Origin of the sequence: Nocardia sp. NPDC058633, from assembly GCF_042717045.1 — a bacterium.
Lineage (GTDB): Bacteria > Actinomycetota > Actinomycetes > Mycobacteriales > Mycobacteriaceae > Nocardia.
In genome coordinates, this window is sequence record NZ_JBHXRA010000017.1 from 1 (window position 1) to 17,993 (window position 17,993).

17 protein-coding genes are annotated in these 17,993 nt (G+C 67.4%); 4 read left to right on the top strand and 13 right to left on the bottom strand.

All coding sequences use genetic code 11. The annotated features are described in order from the left end of the window. The 6 genes from ACFWUR_RS22155 to ACFWUR_RS22180 form a co-directional block, all read right to left on the bottom strand. Nucleotides 1–221 (bottom strand): diiron oxygenase (locus ACFWUR_RS22155; protein WP_378909443.1); only part of this gene is annotated, 221 nt, incomplete at its 3' end. A 369-nt stretch (nt 222–590) separates the two neighbouring features. Then, nucleotides 591–1,586, bottom strand: a complete 996-nt coding sequence (locus tag ACFWUR_RS22160; RefSeq protein ID WP_378909255.1) for a sulfate/molybdate ABC transporter ATP-binding protein — start codon at nt 1,584–1,586, stop codon at nt 591–593. Beyond that, nucleotides 1,583–2,389: a sulfate ABC transporter permease subunit CysW gene (gene cysW / locus ACFWUR_RS22165; protein ID WP_378909256.1), complete on the bottom strand. Its 807-nt coding sequence runs from the start codon at nt 2,387–2,389 to the stop codon at nt 1,583–1,585. Before cysW ends, ACFWUR_RS22160 begins: the two co-directional genes overlap by 4 nt. Beyond that, the gene (gene cysT / locus ACFWUR_RS22170; protein ID WP_378909444.1) at nt 2,386–3,186 is read right to left on the bottom strand and encodes a sulfate ABC transporter permease subunit CysT; all 801 of its coding nucleotides are present in this window, start codon (nt 3,184–3,186) and stop codon (nt 2,386–2,388) included. The genes cysW and cysT overlap by 4 nt, the downstream gene beginning before the upstream one ends. Nucleotides 3,187–3,323: 137 nt before the next feature. Beyond that, nucleotides 3,324–4,358, bottom strand: a complete 1,035-nt coding sequence (locus tag ACFWUR_RS22175; protein ID WP_378909446.1) for a sulfate ABC transporter substrate-binding protein — start codon at nt 4,356–4,358, stop codon at nt 3,324–3,326. A gap of 239 nt (nt 4,359–4,597) precedes the next feature. After that, on the bottom strand, nt 4,598–4,687 hold the full coding sequence (locus ACFWUR_RS22180; protein WP_019045829.1) for an Ms4533A family Cys-rich leader peptide: 90 nt from the start codon (nt 4,685–4,687) through the stop codon (nt 4,598–4,600). 74 nt (nt 4,688–4,761) lie between these two features. Here ACFWUR_RS22180 and ACFWUR_RS22185 point away from each other — a divergent pair, with 74 nt between their 5' ends. After that, nucleotides 4,762–5,811: a M48 family metallopeptidase gene (locus ACFWUR_RS22185; protein ID WP_378909257.1), complete on the top strand. Its 1,050-nt coding sequence runs from the start codon at nt 4,762–4,764 to the stop codon at nt 5,809–5,811. Nucleotides 5,812–5,909: 98 nt separating this feature from the next. Here ACFWUR_RS22185 and ACFWUR_RS22190 read toward each other — a convergent pair whose 3' ends face one another. Beyond that, on the bottom strand, nt 5,910–6,170 hold the full coding sequence (locus ACFWUR_RS22190) for a hypothetical protein (protein ID WP_378909259.1): 261 nt from the start codon (nt 6,168–6,170) through the stop codon (nt 5,910–5,912). Between the two features lie 141 nt (nt 6,171–6,311). Between ACFWUR_RS22190 and ACFWUR_RS22195 the strand changes: the two genes are divergently transcribed. After that, nucleotides 6,312–8,279 carry a glycoside hydrolase family 15 protein gene (locus ACFWUR_RS22195; RefSeq protein WP_378909260.1) on the top strand — a complete coding sequence of 656 codons (1,968 nt, stop codon included), beginning with the start codon at nt 6,312–6,314 and terminating at the stop codon, nt 8,277–8,279. A 54-nt stretch (nt 8,280–8,333) separates the two neighbouring features. On the opposite strand, the gene ACFWUR_RS22200 is transcribed toward ACFWUR_RS22195, so the two are convergent. Beyond that, entirely contained in the window at nt 8,334–10,133 is a 1,800-nt protein-coding gene (locus ACFWUR_RS22200; RefSeq protein WP_378909262.1) for a GTPase, read from the bottom strand. A 44-nt stretch (nt 10,134–10,177) separates the two neighbouring features. Continuing rightward, a complete protein-coding gene (locus ACFWUR_RS22205; protein WP_378909263.1) occupies nt 10,178–12,271 on the bottom strand; it encodes a hypothetical protein in 2,094 nt (697 codons plus the stop codon). Nucleotides 12,272–12,523: 252 nt separating this feature from the next. Between ACFWUR_RS22205 and ACFWUR_RS22210 the strand changes: the two genes are divergently transcribed. Beyond that, nucleotides 12,524–12,703, top strand: a complete 180-nt coding sequence (locus ACFWUR_RS22210; RefSeq protein WP_378909264.1) for a hypothetical protein — start codon at nt 12,524–12,526, stop codon at nt 12,701–12,703. A 20-nt stretch (nt 12,704–12,723) separates the two neighbouring features. Here the strand turns inward: ACFWUR_RS22210 and lepA are convergent, their stop codons facing one another. Continuing rightward, entirely contained in the window at nt 12,724–14,598 is a 1,875-nt protein-coding gene (lepA, locus tag ACFWUR_RS22215) for a translation elongation factor 4 (protein ID WP_378909265.1), read from the bottom strand. 125 nt (nt 14,599–14,723) lie between these two features. Here lepA and ACFWUR_RS22220 point away from each other — a divergent pair, with 125 nt between their 5' ends. Beyond that, complete coding sequence (locus tag ACFWUR_RS22220; RefSeq protein ID WP_378909266.1) at nt 14,724–15,275, top strand: type II toxin-antitoxin system PemK/MazF family toxin; 552 nt, start codon at nt 14,724–14,726, stop codon at nt 15,273–15,275. Between the two features lie 54 nt (nt 15,276–15,329). Here ACFWUR_RS22220 and ACFWUR_RS22225 read toward each other — a convergent pair whose 3' ends face one another. From ACFWUR_RS22225 to ACFWUR_RS22235, 3 genes are all read right to left on the bottom strand, one after another. Further along, nucleotides 15,330–16,106, bottom strand: coding sequence for an aquaporin (locus tag ACFWUR_RS22225; RefSeq protein ID WP_378909267.1), 777 nt, complete (start codon nt 16,104–16,106; stop codon nt 15,330–15,332). A 66-nt stretch (nt 16,107–16,172) separates the two neighbouring features. Continuing rightward, nucleotides 16,173–17,015, bottom strand: coding sequence for a transglutaminase domain-containing protein (locus ACFWUR_RS22230; RefSeq protein WP_378909268.1), 843 nt, complete (start codon nt 17,013–17,015; stop codon nt 16,173–16,175). After that, nucleotides 17,012–17,989, bottom strand: coding sequence for an alpha-E domain-containing protein (locus ACFWUR_RS22235; protein WP_378909269.1), 978 nt, complete (start codon nt 17,987–17,989; stop codon nt 17,012–17,014). The genes ACFWUR_RS22230 and ACFWUR_RS22235 overlap by 4 nt, the downstream gene beginning before the upstream one ends. Nucleotides 17,990–17,993: the final 4 nt, after the last annotated feature.

Consider the following 17,993-nt stretch of genomic DNA (forward strand, 5'->3'; position numbering starts at 1 on the left):
GCCTGGTACCAGGGGTGGCGACCGATGGGGTCGGCCGAGGTGACCAGGACCCAGCGCTCGGGCTTGCAGTTCGGATCGAAGTCAGGGGCGTCCCAGTCGATGTCCTCGAACGGGTCGAAGTGGCGATCGACCGATGCCTCGGACAGCATCAGCAACTTCTCGGCGTACGCCTGAGCCTCCGCGACTACAGGATCGACGTCAGGGGTGGTGGGCGCAGACATCGTCGTCACTGCCTCTCCTCTAGGGACGTTTACTGTTTCCAATGGTTACACCTACAGCGGGTCACGTCAACTCTATGCATTGCCGGATTTCGCGTGTTCGGCGTGCCGAAAGCCCTGCTGAGAAAGCTACTGGCCAGTAAAAGCGCTTCTACCTGTGACACTGCGTCATGCACAGTCCGCGAAGGTCTGTTGGGAGAAGCGAAAAATAATTGTCCGACGAGCCCTCATGTCGACCGGCGGACCGCCGGTACCGGTCAACCTGCGCCGATCCGAGTCGGGGGGGGTTTTGGTTCCCGCGGGCTACCCCCTCTACACCCGGCCGGGGGCCCCGCGACTCTGGGCGGGGGGCCCCGGTCGCAGCAGGCTGGATCAGACGTGGGGAAGGTCCGGGATCCGGGTGGCACGTGCATAGACCGTCTCACCCTCGGTCAGGTGTAGCGCCGCGGCGTCGCCGCGGGTGACCTGGGCGGCGAACTGGTCACCGGTCGCGGCATTGCGCAGTTCCAGGCGCACCTCGAAACCGAGGCGCACGATCCGCTCGACCGTGGCCCTGGTGACGCCCGCCGACTCGGCGGTGCCCTCGTGCTCGGCCATCGCCATGCTCGGATCGCGGCCGATACGGATGTCGTGCGGGCGGACCAGATGACCGTTGAGCCGGGCGACCGCGCCGAGGAACGACATCACGAACTCGTTGGCCGGACGATCGTAGACCTCCTCCGGCGAACCGACCTGCTCGATGCGGCCCTTGTTCATCACCGCGATCCGGTCGGCCACATCCAGGGCTTCCTCCTGATCGTGGGTGACCAGCACGGTGGTCACGTGGACCTCGTCGTGCAGCCTGCGCAGCCACTGCCGCAGATCGGTGCGCACCTTGGCGTCGAGCGCGCCGAACGGCTCGTCGAGCAGCAGCACCTGCGGGTCGACGGCCAGCGCGCGGGCCAGCGCCATGCGCTGACGTTGACCGCCCGAGAGCTGGGCCGGGTAGCGGTGCTGGAAACCGTCGAGGCCGACGATGCCGAGCAGCTCGTCGACGCGCTTGTCGATCTCCTTCTTCGGCCGCTTGCGGATGCTCAGCCCGAAGGCGACGTTGTCGCGCACGGTCATGTGCTTGAAGGCCGCGTAGTGCTGGAACACGAAGCCGATATCGCGCTTCTGGGGCGCCACGTGGGTGACATCGTTGCCCGCGATCACCACCACGCCCGAGTCGAGGGACTCCAGGCCGGCGATCGAGCGCAGCAGCGTCGATTTGCCCGAGCCCGACGGGCCGAGCAGTGCGGTGAGCTGTCCCGCGGGAATATCGATACTGACGTCGTCGAGGGCGGCGAAGGAACCGTAGTTCTTGCGCGCGTTGGTCACGGTGATCATTCGGTGCCCCGCTTGCGTTCGAGGAGAGTCATCAGGAGGAGTACGACCAGGGCCATGCCCATGAGGAGAGTGGCCGCGCTGTAGGCGCCGAACGAGTTGTGGTCGTTGATATAACGGCCGTGCACCAACAGGGTCAGCGTCTGGGATTTTCCGGGCAGCGCGGTGGAGACCATGATCACCGCGCCGAATTCGCCCAGTGCGCGCGCCACGGTGAGCACGACACCATAGGTCAGGCCCCAGCGGATGGCGGGCAGCGTGATGCGCCAGAAGGTCTGCCAACCCGAGGCGCCGAGGGTGGCCGCGGCCTGTTCCTGATCGTCACCGATCTCGTGCAGCACCGGCTCCACCTCGCGCACCACGAACGGCAGCGTGACGAAGATGGTCGCGATCACCATGCCGGGCAGGCTGAAGATCACCTTGAAACCGATCGATTCCAGCCCGCCGAACCAGCCGCCCGCACCCCACAGCAGGATCAGCGACACACCGACGACGACCGGCGACACCGCGAACGGCAGGTCGACAATGCCCTGCATCAGGCTGCGACCAGGGAACTTGCTCCGGACCAGCGCCAGCGCCGTGACCACGCCGAACACCACGTTCAACGGCACCACGATGAGCACGATCAGCATCGACAGCTGGAACGCCGAGATGGCCGCGGGCGTGGAGATCGAGTCGATGAACGCGCCGATCCCCCGCTCGAACGTGCGCAGCAGGATGATCACCAGCGGCAGCACCAGCAGGATCAGCAGATAACCCAGCGCCACTGTGCGCAGCGAGATCCGGGTGAAGGCGGACAGTTTCATCGGGCCGCCTCTTCCTTGCGCGCCGTGCGTTCGGCGAGGATCCGCAGCACGAGCAAGCTGACGAACGAGATCACCAGCAGCGCCACCGACACCGCGGCGGCGTTGACCGGCCGGTCGACCTCGATCTGCTGCTGGATGTACTGCGAGGTCACCTGCGTCTCGCGCGGGATATTGCCGCCGATGAGCACCACCGAGCCATATTCGCCGATCGCCCTGGCGAAGGCCAAGCCGCCGCCGGAGATGATCGCAGGCGCCAGCGTCGGCAACACGATGCGACGGAAGGTGATCCAGTTGCTCGCGCCGAGGGAAAGAGCAGCCTGCTCGACTTCCTTGTCCACCTCGATCAGCACCGGCTGCACCGAGCGCACCACGAACGGCAGCGTGACGAAGGCCAAAGCGACCACCAACCCTGGCTGGGTGGCGTTGAGGTGGATGTCGAACGGGCTGTTCGGGCCGTAGAGCGAGAGCAGCACGATCGAGGCGACGATCGTGGGCAGCGCGAACGGCAGGTCGATGAGCCCGTTGACGATGCCCTTGCCCGGGAACTCGTCGCGCACCAGCACCCAGGCGATGAGGGTGCCCATCACCACATTGATCACGGCGACGATCACCGAGACGCCGATCGTCACCTTCAGCGAGTCGAGCGCCGAGGGCGCGGTGACCGCGTCCCAGAAGCCCGACCAGCCGTCGTCGAAGGAGCTGACCGTGAGCGCGGCCAGCGGCAGCAGCACGATGATGCTGAGCCACATCACGGCGACGCCGATGCCGAACGGGCCCACCGAGCCGGTAACGCGCAGCCACGACCAGCGTCGGCCCGCAGGCTTACGTTTTTGAGGTTTGCCAGGGCCGCCGGGATCGGGGGTGTCCCCGGTCCCGGCGGGCCCACTGCTGTCAGTCACAGTTGTCCAGTATCGCGTGTGAGCCGGGTCACCGACTACTTGGTGGCCTGGTCGTAGATGACGGCGACCTTGCCGGTGTCCTGGGCGAACAGTTCCCGGTCGACCGTCTTCCAGCCACCGAGGTCATCGATGGTCCACAGCTTCTCGGGGGTGGGGAAGTCCTGGGCGAACTCGGCGGCGACCTTCGGGTCGACCGGTCGGAAGCCCGCCTGCGCCCACGCCCGCTGGCCCTCGGCGGTGAACAGGAAGTCGCGGAACGCGGTGGCCTTTGGCAGGTTCTTGGAGTTCTTCAACACCGCGACCGGGTTCTCGATCTTGAAGGTGGTCGGGGGGTTGATGTGCTCGATCGGGTCGCCGTTGCGCTCGGAGAAGATGGCCTCGTTCTCGTAGCTCAGCAGCACATCACCGGTGCCCTGCAGGAAGGTCTCGGTGGCTTCGCGGCCCGACTTGGGCTGCACCCTCACGTGGTCGGGCGAGATCAGCTGCGACAGGTAGTCGAGACCGGCCTGCTGGTTCTTGCCACCGTCACTCTTGGCGGCGTAGGGGGCGAGCAGGTTCCACTTGGCCGAACCGGAGCTGAACGGGTTGGGGGTGACGACCTCGACACCCGGCTTCAGCAGATCGTCCCAGTCCTTGATGCCCTTGGGGTTGCCCTCGCGCACCACCAGGGTGACGACCGAACCGAAGGGGATGCCCTTGGTGGCGTCGGCATTCCAGCTCTCCTCGACCAGGCCCGCGTCCACGAGGCGAGTGATGTCGGGTTCGACGGAGAAGTTCACGACGTCGGCCTCGGCGCCGTCGTTGACCTTGCGTGACTGGTCGCCCGATGCGCCGTACGACGGCCGCACCGCCACACCTTCGCCCGCCTCGGTCTTGTTGAACTCGGGCGTGACCTTGTCGAAGCCCGGCTTGGGCACGGCGTAGGCATAGAGGTTGATGGTGCCTCCGCTGCCGTCGGCCACGGCGTCGCTGCCGTCGGTCGAGTCACTGGCCCCACCCGCGCAGGCGGTCAGCGCGAGCGCGGCGACAGCAGTGACAGCAATGGCGGCGGCGCGGCGGCGCGCACCGATCCAGGAGGTGGATGACAACGTGGAAGACACGGGGGTGAACCTTTCGGGAAGGACCTGCGGCACGACGGTGTGAGTGGCGGCAGGATCAACGCTCGACGATCGGTAGACCTGTCGGGTGCGAGACCCACGACAGTTGGCGCGACTCGGGCCAGGGCCCTGACAGTGACGAACTACGACTGCGAAAGGAAAGCGCGCGCCAGTCTACTGGGCAGAAACACGCAGCCGAGTTCGGTGGCCGATCATCGACAGAGGATGTCGGCGACGGCGAGGTTGCCGACAGCGATCAACGCCAGTTCATGGCGGATCTGCGGGGCGACACTCGACGACACAGGCAGACTGTAACAGAGTGCGCCATGATGGTTCACATCGACGAGAGTTCCACAACGAGGGGGGATTTCATCCTATGACCATGGCTCCAGACCGGGTACGCACGCGTTTTCCGGAGATCAGTACGCGCGCTTGGGAACACCCGGCCGACCGCACCGCACTCGTGGCACTGCGCTCGTTGAGCGGCTTCGACACGGTGCTGCGGGCATTGTCGGGTTTGCTGCGCGAGCGTCAACATCGCTTGCTGTACCTGGCGACCGCCGTGCGGGTCGACGAACGACAGTTCCGCACGCTGCACCAGCTGCGCGCGGACTGCGTGGGCGTGCTCGACGCGCAGTCCACGCCGGAGATGTTCGTGCTGCAGGACCCGTCGGTGAACGCGTTCACCATCGGGATGGACAAGCCGTTCATCGTGCTCACCACCGGCCTGCTCGAACTGCTGGACACCGAGGAACTGCGGTTCGTCGTCGGCCACGAACTCGGCCACGCGCTGTCCGGGCACGCGGTGTATCGCACGATGCTCATGCACCTGATGCGGTTGTCGGCCTCGGTCGGCTGGATGCCGGTCGGTGGCTGGGCGCTGCGCGCGATCGTGGCGGCGCTGATGGAGTGGAGCCGCAAGTCGGAGCTGTCCGGCGACCGCGCGGGCCTGCTCTGCTGTCAGGACGTCGAGGCCTCGGTGCGCGTACACATGAAGACCGCCGGTGGCGCGTGGCTGCACGAGATGAACCACGGCGCGTTCCTCGACCAGGCCGACGACTACATGCGCTCGGGCGACCTGCGCGACGGCGTACTCAAGCTGCTCAACCTCGAGCTCCAGTCCCACCCGTTCTCCGTGCTCCGCGCGGCCGAGCTGCGCCGCTGGATCCAGTCCGGCGACTACGACCGTGTACTCGCCGGCACCTACCCGCGCCGCGAGCAGGATCGCACCGCGAGCATCAGCGAAGAGGTCAAGGAGGCGGCCCGGCACTACCGCGAGTCGTTCGACCAGTCCGACGACATGTTCGTCCGCACCGTCCGCGACCTGGGACGCGACGTGGGCTCAGCGGTCAACACCGTAGGCCAGGAAGTCACCCGCACAGTCTCGGATCTGGGCAAGCGTTTCGACGACTGGCGCAAGAACTGACCCCACCCCCGACACCAGAACTCAACGCGTGAAGAACCACGCGATCACAACGAGAACGAGCAAACCGATGAGCGCGAGCTGAACGCGAGAACGTGGCATCAGCGCGCACCGCTGCCGACAGTCGGCCGTTCGGCGACGGCGACGGCGACCGGGACCGGGACCGGGACCGGGACCGAAGCCTCGATCCGGTCGTCGCGCCGCAGCACCCGGAACACCGCCCGCAGACTGCGGTCGAGCAGGAAGGCGATAGCGAAGCTGATCGGCACCATCCCGACCAGCACCACGAGAAACTGCGGAATGAAGGGTAGCCCCGCTACCCAGAGTTCGAACCCGTCCCACCAACCTGCGATGCGTTGCACCCCGACCACACTAGTCGGTCACCGTGAACGCCCGATCCGGTGCGCGTGCGCCCCGCCAATTCCCGCGCCACGACCAGCGGATCCACCGAGACCTCGGCCCGTTGCGGTGGACGCGCGCCCGTACCGCCGTGATGATGGGGTATGCAGTCATCCAGCGCTGACAGCCTCCCGATTCTGAGTCCGGTCTCCTCGCGCGGCGGTCGTGGTGCGTTTCCGCCGATCGACGACTACGCCTTCCTCTCCGATTGTGAAACCAGTTGCCTGATCGCGAGCAGCGGTTCGGTGGAGTGGATGTGTGTGCCACGACCCGACTCCCCCAGCGTTTTCGGTGCGATCCTCGACCGCAGCGCCGGACATTTCCGGATCGGGCCCTACGGCAAGAATGTGCCCGCGGCGCGGCGTTATCTGCCGGGCGGAATGATCCTGGAAACCACCTGGCAGACCGAAACGGGGTGGTTGATCGTGCGCGACACGTTGGTACTTGGCCCCTGGCACAACAACATCGCCCGGTCCAAGACCCACCGGCGCACCCCGATGGACTGGGATGCCGAACACGTCCTGCTGCGCACGGTCAAGTGTGTGAGCGGCACCGTCGAGTTGGAGATGAGCTGCCAACCCTCCTTCGACTACCACCAGGGCGGGGCCACCTGGGAGTACACCGGCAAGGTCTACGAGCAGGCGACCGCGCGGGCGACCAGCGATCCCGACGGCGGGCCGTCGCTGGTTCTCACCACCGATCTGCGGCTGGGCCTGGAAGGCCGGGAGGCGCGCGCTCGCACCAGGATGGCCGAAGGCGATCAGGTGTTCGTCGCGCTGACCTGGTCGGAGCTGCCCGCGCCCGCCACCTACGACGAAGCGGCACAGAAGATGTGGGCGACCACCGAGTGTTGGCGCCGCTGGATCACCCAGGGCGACTTCCCTGATCATCCGTGGCGCAGTTACCTGCAGCGCAGCGCGCTCACCCTCAAGGGGCTCACCTACGCGCCGACAGGCGCCCTGTTGGCTGCCTCCACCACATCGTTGCCGGAAACCATTGGCGGAGAACGTAACTGGGACTACCGCTATACCTGGGTGCGCGACGCGAGCTTCGCCCTGTGGGGCCTGTACACCCTCGGCCTCGATCGCGAGGCCAACGATTTCTTCGCGTTCCTCGACGATGTCACCACCGGCGAGAACGGTGACGCGTTGCCCCTGCAGGTGCTCTACGGGATCGGCGGCGAACGTCAGATCACCGAGTACGAACTGCCGAATCTGTCGGGCTACGACGGTGCGCGCCCCGTCCGCGTCGGCAACGCCGCCTACGACCAGGACCAGCACGACATCTGGGGCACCATGCTCGACGCGGTGTACCTGCACGTGAAATCGCGTGGACAGGTGCCGGAATCGCTGTGGCCGCTGCTCGAGCGCACCGTGCACGCCGCGATTGCCAACTGGCGCAAACCCGATCGCGGGATCTGGGAGGTGCGCGGCGAACCGCAGAACTTCACCTCGTCGAAGGTGATGTGCTGGGTGGCGCTGGATCGCGGCGCGCGGCTGGCGCAGATGCACGGGATGCACGAGCGCGCGGCCGAGTGGTTCGACATCGCCGAGGAGATCCGCGCGGACATCCTCGAGTTCGGGGTCAACTCCGAGGGCGTGTTCACCCAGACCTACGGCGGCGACACCCTCGACGCCTCGCTGCTGCTGGTGGTGCTGACGCGCTTCCTGCCGCCGGACGACCCCCGCATCCGTGCGACGGTGCTCGCCATCGCCGACCACCTCACCGTCAACGGGTTGGTGCTGCGCTACCGCACCGCCACCACCGACGACGGCCTCGAGGGCGAGGAAGGCACCTTCACCATCTGCTCGTTCTGGCTGGTCTCGGCGTTGGTGGAGATCGGCGAGCTCGAACGGGCCACCCATCTGTGCGAACGCCTGCTCGGGCTGGCCAGCCCACTGCGTCTCTACGCCGAGGAGATCGATTCACGCACCGGCCGTCACCTGGGCAACTTTCCGCAGGCCTTCACCCATCTGGCCTTGATCAACGCGGTCACCCACGTGATCCGCGCGGAGGACTCGCGCAACGCGGGTCAGTTCCAGCCGGCGCACACGCCGCCCAACCGGGGGTGATCGTCAGCGCTCAGTGCGAGGCTTGGACGCCCTGCGCCGTGCCCGGACGGCTCCTTACGCGAGTCGTTCGGCGCGGGCGCGCAACCCGGCCACGGTGCGTAGGCCCGCCTCGATCTCGGTGATGCGCAGCTCGCGGTGGTCGCCGTAGCGCAGGCCGGTTTCCTCGGCGGCGCGCAACGCCTCGTCGGCGGTGCGGCCCACTTCGGCGGCGATCTCGGTGTAGTGGTCGCGCAGCACTCGTTGCAGCGCGCGCAGGCGGTTACGCGATTCCTTGCCCACCTGGAAGATCACATCGTCGGCCAGGCGAGCGACCGCCACCTTGGCCTCGGCCTGCCTGCGCTGTTTGCGGTTCTTGCGGTCGTCCCAGAGCGCGTTCACGCCGAGCAGCACACCGGCGCCGGCGGAGTACCAGTTGACCAGTGACATGCCGAGCAGGCTGGTGGCCAGACCGACCATCAGGATGCCGCCGTAGGAACCACGCAGCGCGGTGAGCAGCTGTTGTCCCACACCGGCTTTGGCGCTTTCGAGAGGTTCCAGCGGCTGTACGGGTTCGAGTACTTCGCTGGGGTTCGTCAGTCGCAGTTCGGGCAGCGGCGGAGTTCGGTTGTCGGGCGGGAACTTCGAGGCCACCTGCTCGGTGAGCTCGACGGCACGATAGTGCGCCATCACGAAGTTCTCCTCGACCGCCTCACAGATGCGCGCGTCGAGCTCGGAGGCGAAATCTGCCCATTTGCGGGCGGGATCGGTGCGGGTGATCTCCGCCTCTGCCTCCCGGACCAGGCTGCGCAACCGGTGTCGCAGATCGTGTTCGATATCGGCGCTGAGTTCGGAACTGCCGTCGACGAGGGTCACCTGCCAGGTGGCGGTGCGCTGGCGCAGCTGATCGGCGGTCGTGCGCGCGGCGGCCAGGCGCTGGGTGATCTCGGCACGCCTGCGCGGGTCGCGCAGGGTGTCGGACTCGGCCCGCAGGGTGACGGTGAGCTGGTCGGTGATCAGCGCGATATCGCGCACCGCGGCCGTCACAGCCACCGAATCAGCCTGGGCGACAACGTATTCCCGCAGGTGATCGACGAGCTGGGGCACTCCGGACTCCGCGTCGCGCTGCTGGTCGCCACGTTCGATGGCCTCGCGATGCAGCAGACCCGAGACCGGAGCCACCGCGAAGTTCAGCCCGGCCCCGTCGAGCAGCGCGCGATTGCGCCGCTGGGTCAGCGACCAGTGCGGGTTGCGGTCGATCTTGGTGAGCACGCAGACCACCGCCGGGCACACCTGCTCGACCCGGCGCAGGTAGTCCAGCTGGGCCTCGGTGAGTTCGGCGGCGGCGTCGGTGGCGTAGAGGACGACATCGGCGGCGGCGATCATCGACCAGGCGGCTGCTTCGTGAGCGCTCGATCCCGGCGCGTCCATCACCACGAGACCGTCGGCCAGCAGAGCGCTGGGCTCGGTGAACTCGGCACGCAGTACGCCGAGGGTGGTCAGCGCAGGAAGGGGGTTCAGCGGGTCGACGGGTACCCGTTCGACCCGGCCCCCGGGCGCCGATTTCACCAGTGTCGCCTTCGGCGCCTGGCCGTATTCGACGATCACCGGAACGCTCGGCTTGCCCTCGGTGGCGCTGACCGGGGACCCGACCATGCTGTTGACCAGCGTGCTCATCCCCGCCTGCGGCTCACCGACGACAACGATGCGAACCCGCGGATCACTGAGCCTGGCCCGGACCATGCCGAGGCGGGCGTCGAGGTCGTTGCGGCCGCCCGAGCGGACCAGTTCCCGCAGTTCGTCGACCAGCTCGACAACGGGAGCCATCACATCCGGATGCTTCACCGTCGCGGTCTGCAGTCCGGCTGCGGCAGACAACTGTTCCTCACTCTCGTCGCATCGACACGGCCGAAATCGTCGTGTCAGACCACGAAGTCATACCCATGGTGCTCGATGGGAAACGCGGCAGCGAGCAAATCACCGCCACCCATACCCGTGTCGAACAATCCGGCCGAAACGCCATGGTAGCCGCCGTCGTGCTGGTCGAACTCGGCGGCGATCGGCTTGGTCTCGATGACCGGGGGTTTCACCGGTACCACCGTCGGCTGCACGGTGACCGGCGGCGGGGTGACCACCGTCGGCGGATCGATGTCGACGGTGGGCTGCTTCGTCGGCTGATCGATGGTCGGCTGCTTCGTCGGCGCGGTCGGCTGCGGGCTGGGTACCGGAGCGGTGGTGTGGGGCGCGGTCTGGCTCGGCGCATCGACGCTCGGGGTAGTGGCGCCGGTCGAGGGAGTCGTCACCCCACCGGTGGCGTCGCCGGTCGAGGGCGGTGTGGCGCCGCTGGTGGTGCCCGGCTTGGTGGTGAGGTCGTCGTCGGGGACGGTCGGCTTGTTCGGGCCGGTCGGCGAGACGGTGATCGGGACCTTCGTGATGTCGGGCACGGTCGGGACCGCGTCCGTGGACGTGCCGGGCAGCTTCACCGTGGTCGGGGTGTCGACGCCGACCGTCGGAACCGTGGAGGGCGCGGTCGTCGGGGTGGTGGTGCCACCGGAGACATCGGGCAGCACAACGGGTTTTGTCGGGGTGGCCGGGGTGAACAGGGCCGGCACGGAGGCCGCGGGCGCGGTCAGCGGCGAAACACCCTGGGGTCCGAACACATTCGCGATCGGCGTGGAGGCGACGTCGGGCTGGATGGTCGTCTGCAACGGCGTGGCGACCACGGGGCTGACCGCGACAGGCGCGGGCGCGGGCGGTGCGATCGGCGCGGGCACGGGGGCGATCGGGGCCGGGGCGAACGGCGTCGCGGCGACGGGCGCCGGAGCAGTCGCCGCGACGGCCGGAGCCGGGGCCGCGACAGCCGGGGCGCCGGGCGCCGTAGTACCGGGCAGACCGATACCCGACGACGAGGATCCGGGCAGGCCGGGAGCACCCGAGGACGAGTTCCCGAGCCCGGTGCCGCCGGGCGAGGAGGAGCCGAGGCCGGACCCGGTCGGCGAGGTGCCTGCCGTGTCACCGGGCACCTTCAGGCCCCCGCCGAGCCACTGGCCGTAGTCGTCGAGCTGATCGCCGACCCGGCCGACCTGCACGTCGACCTTCATCTGCGAGGTGGCCCACACCCCGTCGAGTCCGACGTGGACGTCGACCTGCCAGTCGGTGGTCACCATCGCGCCGACACCGTCGAACATGCCACCGACCCCGTCGACCATTCCGCCGACGCCGCCGAACAACCCGTCGAGGTTGCCGATTCCGTTGAACATGCCGTCGGGTGCGGTGGATTCGGCCGTATCACCGCTCGGCATCCCGACGCCGTCGTAGCCGGGGATACCGACACCCTGGCCGGGCAAGCCGTCGTAGCCCGGGATACCGATGCCACCGCCCGGCAGACCGTCGAATCCGGGCAGGCCGTTGCCCGTACCCGGCAGATCGAAGCCGGGGAAATTGCCGTGGCCGGGCAGTCCGTCGAAACCGGGGATGTCGAAACCGGGGTCCGGACTGGTGCCGGGGAGCGGGTAGGGATTGTCGTTGTAGCCCGGACCGGACGGCATGTGCCCATAGCTCGGAATGCCGACACTGCTCGACGACTCGTCGCTGCCGGGGATCCGGTACTCGCGATCGGAATCGGCGCCGGGAATCTCGGGGCGCCAGCCGGGTTCGTCCGATGTCACGACCATCGCGACATCGGGTGTCGTCGGCGTGGCGAAGGGCATGTGCGGCACCACGGGGCTCGGCGCGGGCTCGACGGCCAGATCGGGAAAGGTCACGATAGGACTGGGTGCGTCCGGGCTCGGATCGGCGGGCACCGTCTGCTGCGACCAGCCCGCGTACCGGCTGTCGGCATTGCTGGTGCCCGGTTCACGGGCGGTCCCGTTGGCCGCGACCAGCGCACCACCGGTGACGTAGGCGCCGGCCCTGGCCACCCGGGCTACGCCGTTGGCGATCCGGTAGGCCGTGTCCGACCCCTCCGACCCCTCTGCGCGCGCGGCACCGTCGTCGAAAGGCAGATCACGCGTCATCAAAGCTCCAACACTCGCATCGCTGTGGTTCCCCACCACATCAGCGGCGAAGTGAGGCCCATCCAACACTATTTTCCGACCGTCGGCCTGTCATTTCGTGCAGGCCGGTTGGTACTCACCTTATGGCGAGCAACACCTTTCGGCGAGCCCGGGAAATCAGGGGCGCCGACGATCCCGAGAGAACTCTAACGACTGCTCGACAGAGTGTGAAGATCGGCGCCACAACGTCGGTGCTCGCAGGCCGAGAGGCCGGTGAAATCCCCAGCCAGGAGCCCCACCACGACCGCATTCTCGACCCGCACTCGCCGCACGGCCCTCGCCCCGCTCGGTGGCGCCGCCGTGCTCACCACAGCGGAACTCGACCGCAGCCCGCTCGGCGGTGTCCGGCCGCGGGTGGAAACAGCTCAGGCGCCGGTGAGCACCGGCGCCTGAGAGTCGTTCTGGGGTGTTGCCTACTTCTTGGGCTTGTCCGAATCCGAGGACAGCGCCGCCACGAAGGCTTCCTGGGGGACCTCCACGCGACCGATGGTCTTCATGCGCTTCTTGCCCTCCTTCTGCTTCTCGAGCAGCTTGCGCTTACGGCTGATGTCGCCGCCGTAGCACTTGGCGAGCACGTCCTTGCGGATCGCCCGAATGTTCTCGCGGGCAATGATCTTCGCGCCGATCGCGGCCTGGATCGGCACCTCGAACTGCTGACGCGGGATCAGTTCGCGCAGCTTGGTGGTCATCTTGTGGCCGTAGGCTTGCGAGGCGTCGCGGTGCACGATCGCGCTGAACGCGTCGACAGCCTCGCCCTGCAGCAGGATGTCGACCTTCACCAGGTCGGCTTCCTGCTCGCCCGCCTCTTCGTAATCGAGGCTGGCGTAGCCGCGGGTGCGCGACTTCAGCAGGTCGAAGAAGTCGAAGATGATCTCGGCCATCGGCATGGTGTAGCGCAGCTCGACGCGGGTCTCGGACAGGTAGTCCATGCCGCCGAGCTCGCCACGACGCTGCTGACACAGCTCCATGATCGAACCGATGAACTCGCTCGGCGAGATGACGGTGCACTTCACGATGGGTTCGTACACGTGCCGCGACTTGCCCTCCGGCCAGTACGACGGGTTGGTGACGACGTGTTCGGTGCCGTCCTCCATCTCCACCCGGTACACCACGTTGGGCGCGGTGGAGATGAGCTCGAGCCCGAACTCGCGCTGCAACCGCTCGCGGGTGATCTCCATGTGCAGCAGTCCGAGGAAGCCACAGCGGAAACCGAAGCCCAGCGCCACCGAGGTTTCCGGCTCGTAGGTGAGCGCGGCGTCGTTGAGCTGAAGCTTGTCCAGTGCGTCACGCAGATCCGGGTAGTCGGAGCCGTCCACCGGGTACAGACCGGAGTACACCATCGGGCGCGGCTCGCGGTAGCCGGTGAGTGCTTCGGTGGCGCCGTTGCGGGAGCTGGTGACGGTATCGCCGACCTTCGACTGGCGCACGTCCTTCACACCGGTGATCAGGTAGCCGACCTCGCCGACACCGAGGCCCTGGGTGGGCTTGGGTTCGGGCGAGACGATGCCGACTTCCAGCAACTCGTGGGTCGCGCCGGTCGACATCATCTTGATCTTCTCGCGCGGGGAGATCTTGCCGTCGACCACGCGGATGTAGGTGACCACGCCCCGGTAGGTGTCGTAGACCGAGTCGAAGATCATCGCGCGCGCCGGTGCGTCGGCGTCGCCCACGGGAGCGGGGACGGCCTCGATCACCTTGTCCAGCAGTTCGGTCACGCCGACGCCGGTCTTGCCCGAGACACGCAGCACGTCGCCCGGCTCGCAGCCGACGATATGGGCCAGCTCGGCCGCGTAGCGATCGGGATCCGCGGCGGGCAGGTCGATCTTGTTCAGCACGGGAATGATCGTCAGATCCTTCTCCAGCGCCAGATACAGGTTCGCGAGGGTCTGCGCCTCGATGCCCTGGGCGGCGTCGACCAGCAGGATCGCGCCCTCACAGGCTTCGAGCGCGCGCGAGACCTCGTAGGTGAAGTCGACGTGGCCCGGGGTATCGATCAGGTGCAGGACGTAGTCGGTGCCGTCGACCTGCCACGGCAACCGCACGTTCTGCGCCTTGATCGTGATGCCGCGCTCACGCTCGATATCCATCCTGTCCAGGTACTGGGCGCGCATCGCCCGCTCCTCGACCACACCGGTCAGCTGCAACATCCGATCGGCCAGGGTCGACTTGCCATGGTCGATGTGGGCGATGATGCAGAAGTTCCGGATCCGGGACGGATCGGTGAACGTCGTATCGGCAAAACTGGAAGCCACTCCACTCCTCGAGGGGTATCGGCGAACTGGGGCCATCGTCCCATGAACGGACCCACGCCCCTGCCACCGGTGCACCCGAGCGTGCGCCGTCGACCCGATTCACCTGTCCAGTGCCCTGTCACCTGTGCACTCCGGCAGGGAGTCGGCGTTATATTTCAGAGATGGCCAGCACTTGGAACAGTCTCGGCAAGCAACTCGGCGTCATCGCCAAGGAGCAGGGGCCCAAAATCGTGCGCAAGCAGGGGCCACGCCTGCTGGAGAAGCTGGTGGACGCGCTGGCGACCAAGCCCGGGCCCGCCGTCACGGTGCGCCCGACCGCCTCCACGCCCGTGCCGACAGCCCATCGCGCCCGGCAGATCGTGTACTGCCCGCAACTCGACGGTCGCGCCGATCCCGGCGAGATCGTGTGGACCTGGGTGCCGTTCGAGGAAGACCCGACCAACGGCAAGGACCGGCCGGTGCTGGTGGTCGGACGTGACCGCAAAACCCTGCTCGGACTGATGCTGTCGTCCAAAGCCGAACGCGCCCATGACCGCAACTGGGTCGGCATCGGCGCCGGTCCGTGGGATCACGACGGCAGACCGAGCTGGGTGCGGCTGGACCGGGTACTCGACGTGCCGGAGGACGGCATCCGGCGCGAGGGCGCGATCGTCGAGCGCAAGACCTTCGACCTGGTCGCGCACCGGTTGGTCGCCGAATACAGCTGGAGCTGAACACGATCGAACCCCGGTCCGGTGCACCCGGGCCGGGGTTCGATCGTTGCGCGTCTACGTGCGAACGTCCTTGGACCGGCCGAAGATCAAGCCGTAGACCAGCGCCCCCAGCGCTCCACCGACCAGCGGGAACACCACGAACGCCCACACCTGCCCCATCGCCCCGCCCTGGTACGGCGCGACACCGAGGCTGCGGGCCGGGTTCACCGAGGTGTTGTCGATCGGCAGCGAGACCAGGTAGATCACCGTGAGGGTGACCCCGATCGAGAGCCCGGCCAACGGCACATCGGAGAGCTGATCGGTCGAGGCCAGCACCACGAACACCAGTAGCGCGGTGAGCATCACCTCGATGATGATGGTCGCCGCCAGGCCGTAACCGTTCTGGACGACGACCTCGCCGAGCGGCCCGGTGAGCGCCGACGGGCTGTGCGCGCCCCAGCCGTTGGCGCCGAGGCCGTCGACCGCGCGGTCGTAGGCGGGCAGGTTGTTGGCCAGCGCGAACAGCACCAGTCCCGCCAGGAACGCGCCGATCAGCTGCGCGACGACATAACCGGCCGCACCGATCGCGGTGATCCGCCCGAGCAACAGGTGCCCGAGGGTGACCGCCGGGTTGACGTGGCAGCCCGAGATCGGCCCGATCGCGTAGACCAGGAACATCAGCGACAACCCGAAGGCGAAAGCGACACCGAGCGCACCCACCCGATCACCGGCCAGCACCATCGTGCCGACACCACAGATCACGAGGATGAAGGTGCCAAGCCCCTCGGCCGCCCACTTCTTCGGCTCGGAAACGACTTCGATGTCGACGAGTTCCTGTGCAGTGGGAGACATCCGCTGCCACCTCTCCGGGAGGAATCAACCCCGCGGCGAGCGGGGTCCGCACGAGCCTCTCGGACACTACGCGAGGCGGGTGACCTCCACAACGACCTCGAGGTCTGTCGAGCCGCCACCGGAGAAGACACCTTTCAGCGGCGGCACATCCGCGTAGTCACGTCCGACACCGACCGAAACGTGCTGCTCGTTGACGGCGAGGTTGTTGGTCGGGTCATACCCCCACCACTGCCCGGTCCATGCCTCGATCCACGCGTGCGACTGGCCCGCGACCGTTTCGCCGATCTCGGCGCTCGGCTTGGGATGCAGGTACCCGGACACGTAGCGGCTGGGAATTCCCATGCTGCGCAACAACACCAGCGTCAGGTGGGCATAGTCCTGGCACACCCCACGACGCTCGGCGAAAGCCTCGAGCGCCGAGGTGTGCACCGAGGTCGTGCCCGCGATGTAGTCCATTTCCTTGTGCACCCATTCGGCCGCACGCACCACCGCCTTGGCCGGCTCCTCGCCGCGCGAGAGCTGACGCGCCACCGTCGACAGTTTGCGATCGCGCGGCACATAGGCGGTGGGACTGAGCATTTCGTCGAACCGGTCGATGACCCGCCCGCCTTGCAGCTCGTCCCAGCTCAGTTCCTCGGTCGGTTCGGCGAACGATTCGGTCTCGACCACCGAGGACCCGGTCACCTCGAGTTCGGTGTGCGGTGCGTGCAGGTCGAAGGCCGTGACCGCGGTGCCCCAGTAGTCGGTGTAGCGATAAGCCCTGGTGGCGGGCACGGTTTCGACGCGATTGAGGATCACGTTCTGTCTGCTGTCGGCGCGCGGGGTGAGCCGGGCCTCGTTGAACGATCGCGTCACCGGCGCGTCGTAGACATAGCCGGTGGTGTGCACCACCCTGATCCGCCAACTCATAGTTCTCCCTCTACCTGCACGCGGCTGTCCTGTTTGCTGCGCACATCGGTCCACGCCACCCACGGTGCGGCGTGGAAATACTGGCGTGACACGGCTTCACTGAGCTCACGGCACGATTTCTGCAGGGCGAGCAAGCGGCTCTGCAAGTCTTCCAACAACACTCCCGGCGGCAGGAATTCGAGTTCGCTGCGCGCGCGTCCGAGCACCCGCTGCGCCTCGTGCCGCGCGCCGACGCGGCTGCCCGGTCGCTGATCGAGTTCGGTCAGGCAGGCCTCGGCGACCCGCAGCGTGTGGAACACCGAACGCGGGAACAGGCGGTCGATCAGGATGAACTCGGCGACCCTGGCGGCGTCGAGGGCACCGCGATGGGTGCGCAGGTAGGTGTCGTGCGCGCCCGCCGAGCGCAGCACCGTCACCCACGCGGGCGAGGAGGTCTTGTCACCGGCACGCGAGAGCAACAGGCGCACCATCATGTCGACGCGTTCGATGGACCGTCCCAGCAGCAGGAAGCGGTAGCCGTCGTCGCGACTCAGCGTCGAGTCGGTCAGTCCGGTGAACATCGCCGCCCGGCCCTTGATGTAGGAGAAGAACTCGTGCGGGCCCAGCCCACGCGCCGCCCGCTCCGCCGTGGCCATCCCGTTGTAGGTGGCGTTGAGGCACTCCCACATCTCGCTCGAGGTGACTTCCCGTGCGCCGCGGGCGTTCTCGCGGGCCTTGGTGATGGAGTCACTGATCGAGACGCCGTGGTCGTGGCTGTAGGCGACGAGATCGGTCACCGACCACACATCCAGGCGCAGACCCTCGGGCGGTTCGATCCCGAGCACCTTCAGCAGCACGCGGGATGTGCGGTCCGCGTCGACGGTCGCGTCTTCGAGGAGTTGGTGCACCGCCACATCCAGAATGCGCGCTGTGTCGTCGGCGCGCTCGACGTATCTGCCGATCCAGTACAGGGATTCGGCGTTTCGAGCAAGCATGTCC

Coding starts and splice junctions, on each gene's coding strand:
- ACFWUR_RS22220 (WP_378909266.1), top strand. CDS start 14,724: ATGGCCAGCACTTGGAACAGTCTCGGCAAGCAACTCGGCGTCATCGCC.
- ACFWUR_RS22230 (WP_378909268.1), bottom strand. CDS start 17,015: ATGAGTTGGCGGATCAGGGTGGTGCACACCACCGGCTATGTCTACGAC.
- ACFWUR_RS22185 (WP_378909257.1), top strand. CDS start 4,762: ATGACCATGGCTCCAGACCGGGTACGCACGCGTTTTCCGGAGATCAGT.
- ACFWUR_RS22195 (WP_378909260.1), top strand. CDS start 6,312: ATGCAGTCATCCAGCGCTGACAGCCTCCCGATTCTGAGTCCGGTCTCC.
- ACFWUR_RS22160 (WP_378909255.1), bottom strand. CDS start 1,586: ATGATCACCGTGACCAACGCGCGCAAGAACTACGGTTCCTTCGCCGCC.
- lepA (WP_378909265.1), bottom strand. CDS start 14,598: ATGGCCCCAGTTCGCCGATACCCCTCGAGGAGTGGAGTGGCTTCCAGT.
- cysW (WP_378909256.1), bottom strand. CDS start 2,389: ATGAAACTGTCCGCCTTCACCCGGATCTCGCTGCGCACAGTGGCGCTG.
- ACFWUR_RS22205 (WP_378909263.1), bottom strand. CDS start 12,271: ATGACGCGTGATCTGCCTTTCGACGACGGTGCCGCGCGCGCAGAGGGG.
- ACFWUR_RS22235 (WP_378909269.1), bottom strand. CDS start 17,989: ATGCTTGCTCGAAACGCCGAATCCCTGTACTGGATCGGCAGATACGTC.
- ACFWUR_RS22225 (WP_378909267.1), bottom strand. CDS start 16,106: ATGTCTCCCACTGCACAGGAACTCGTCGACATCGAAGTCGTTTCCGAG.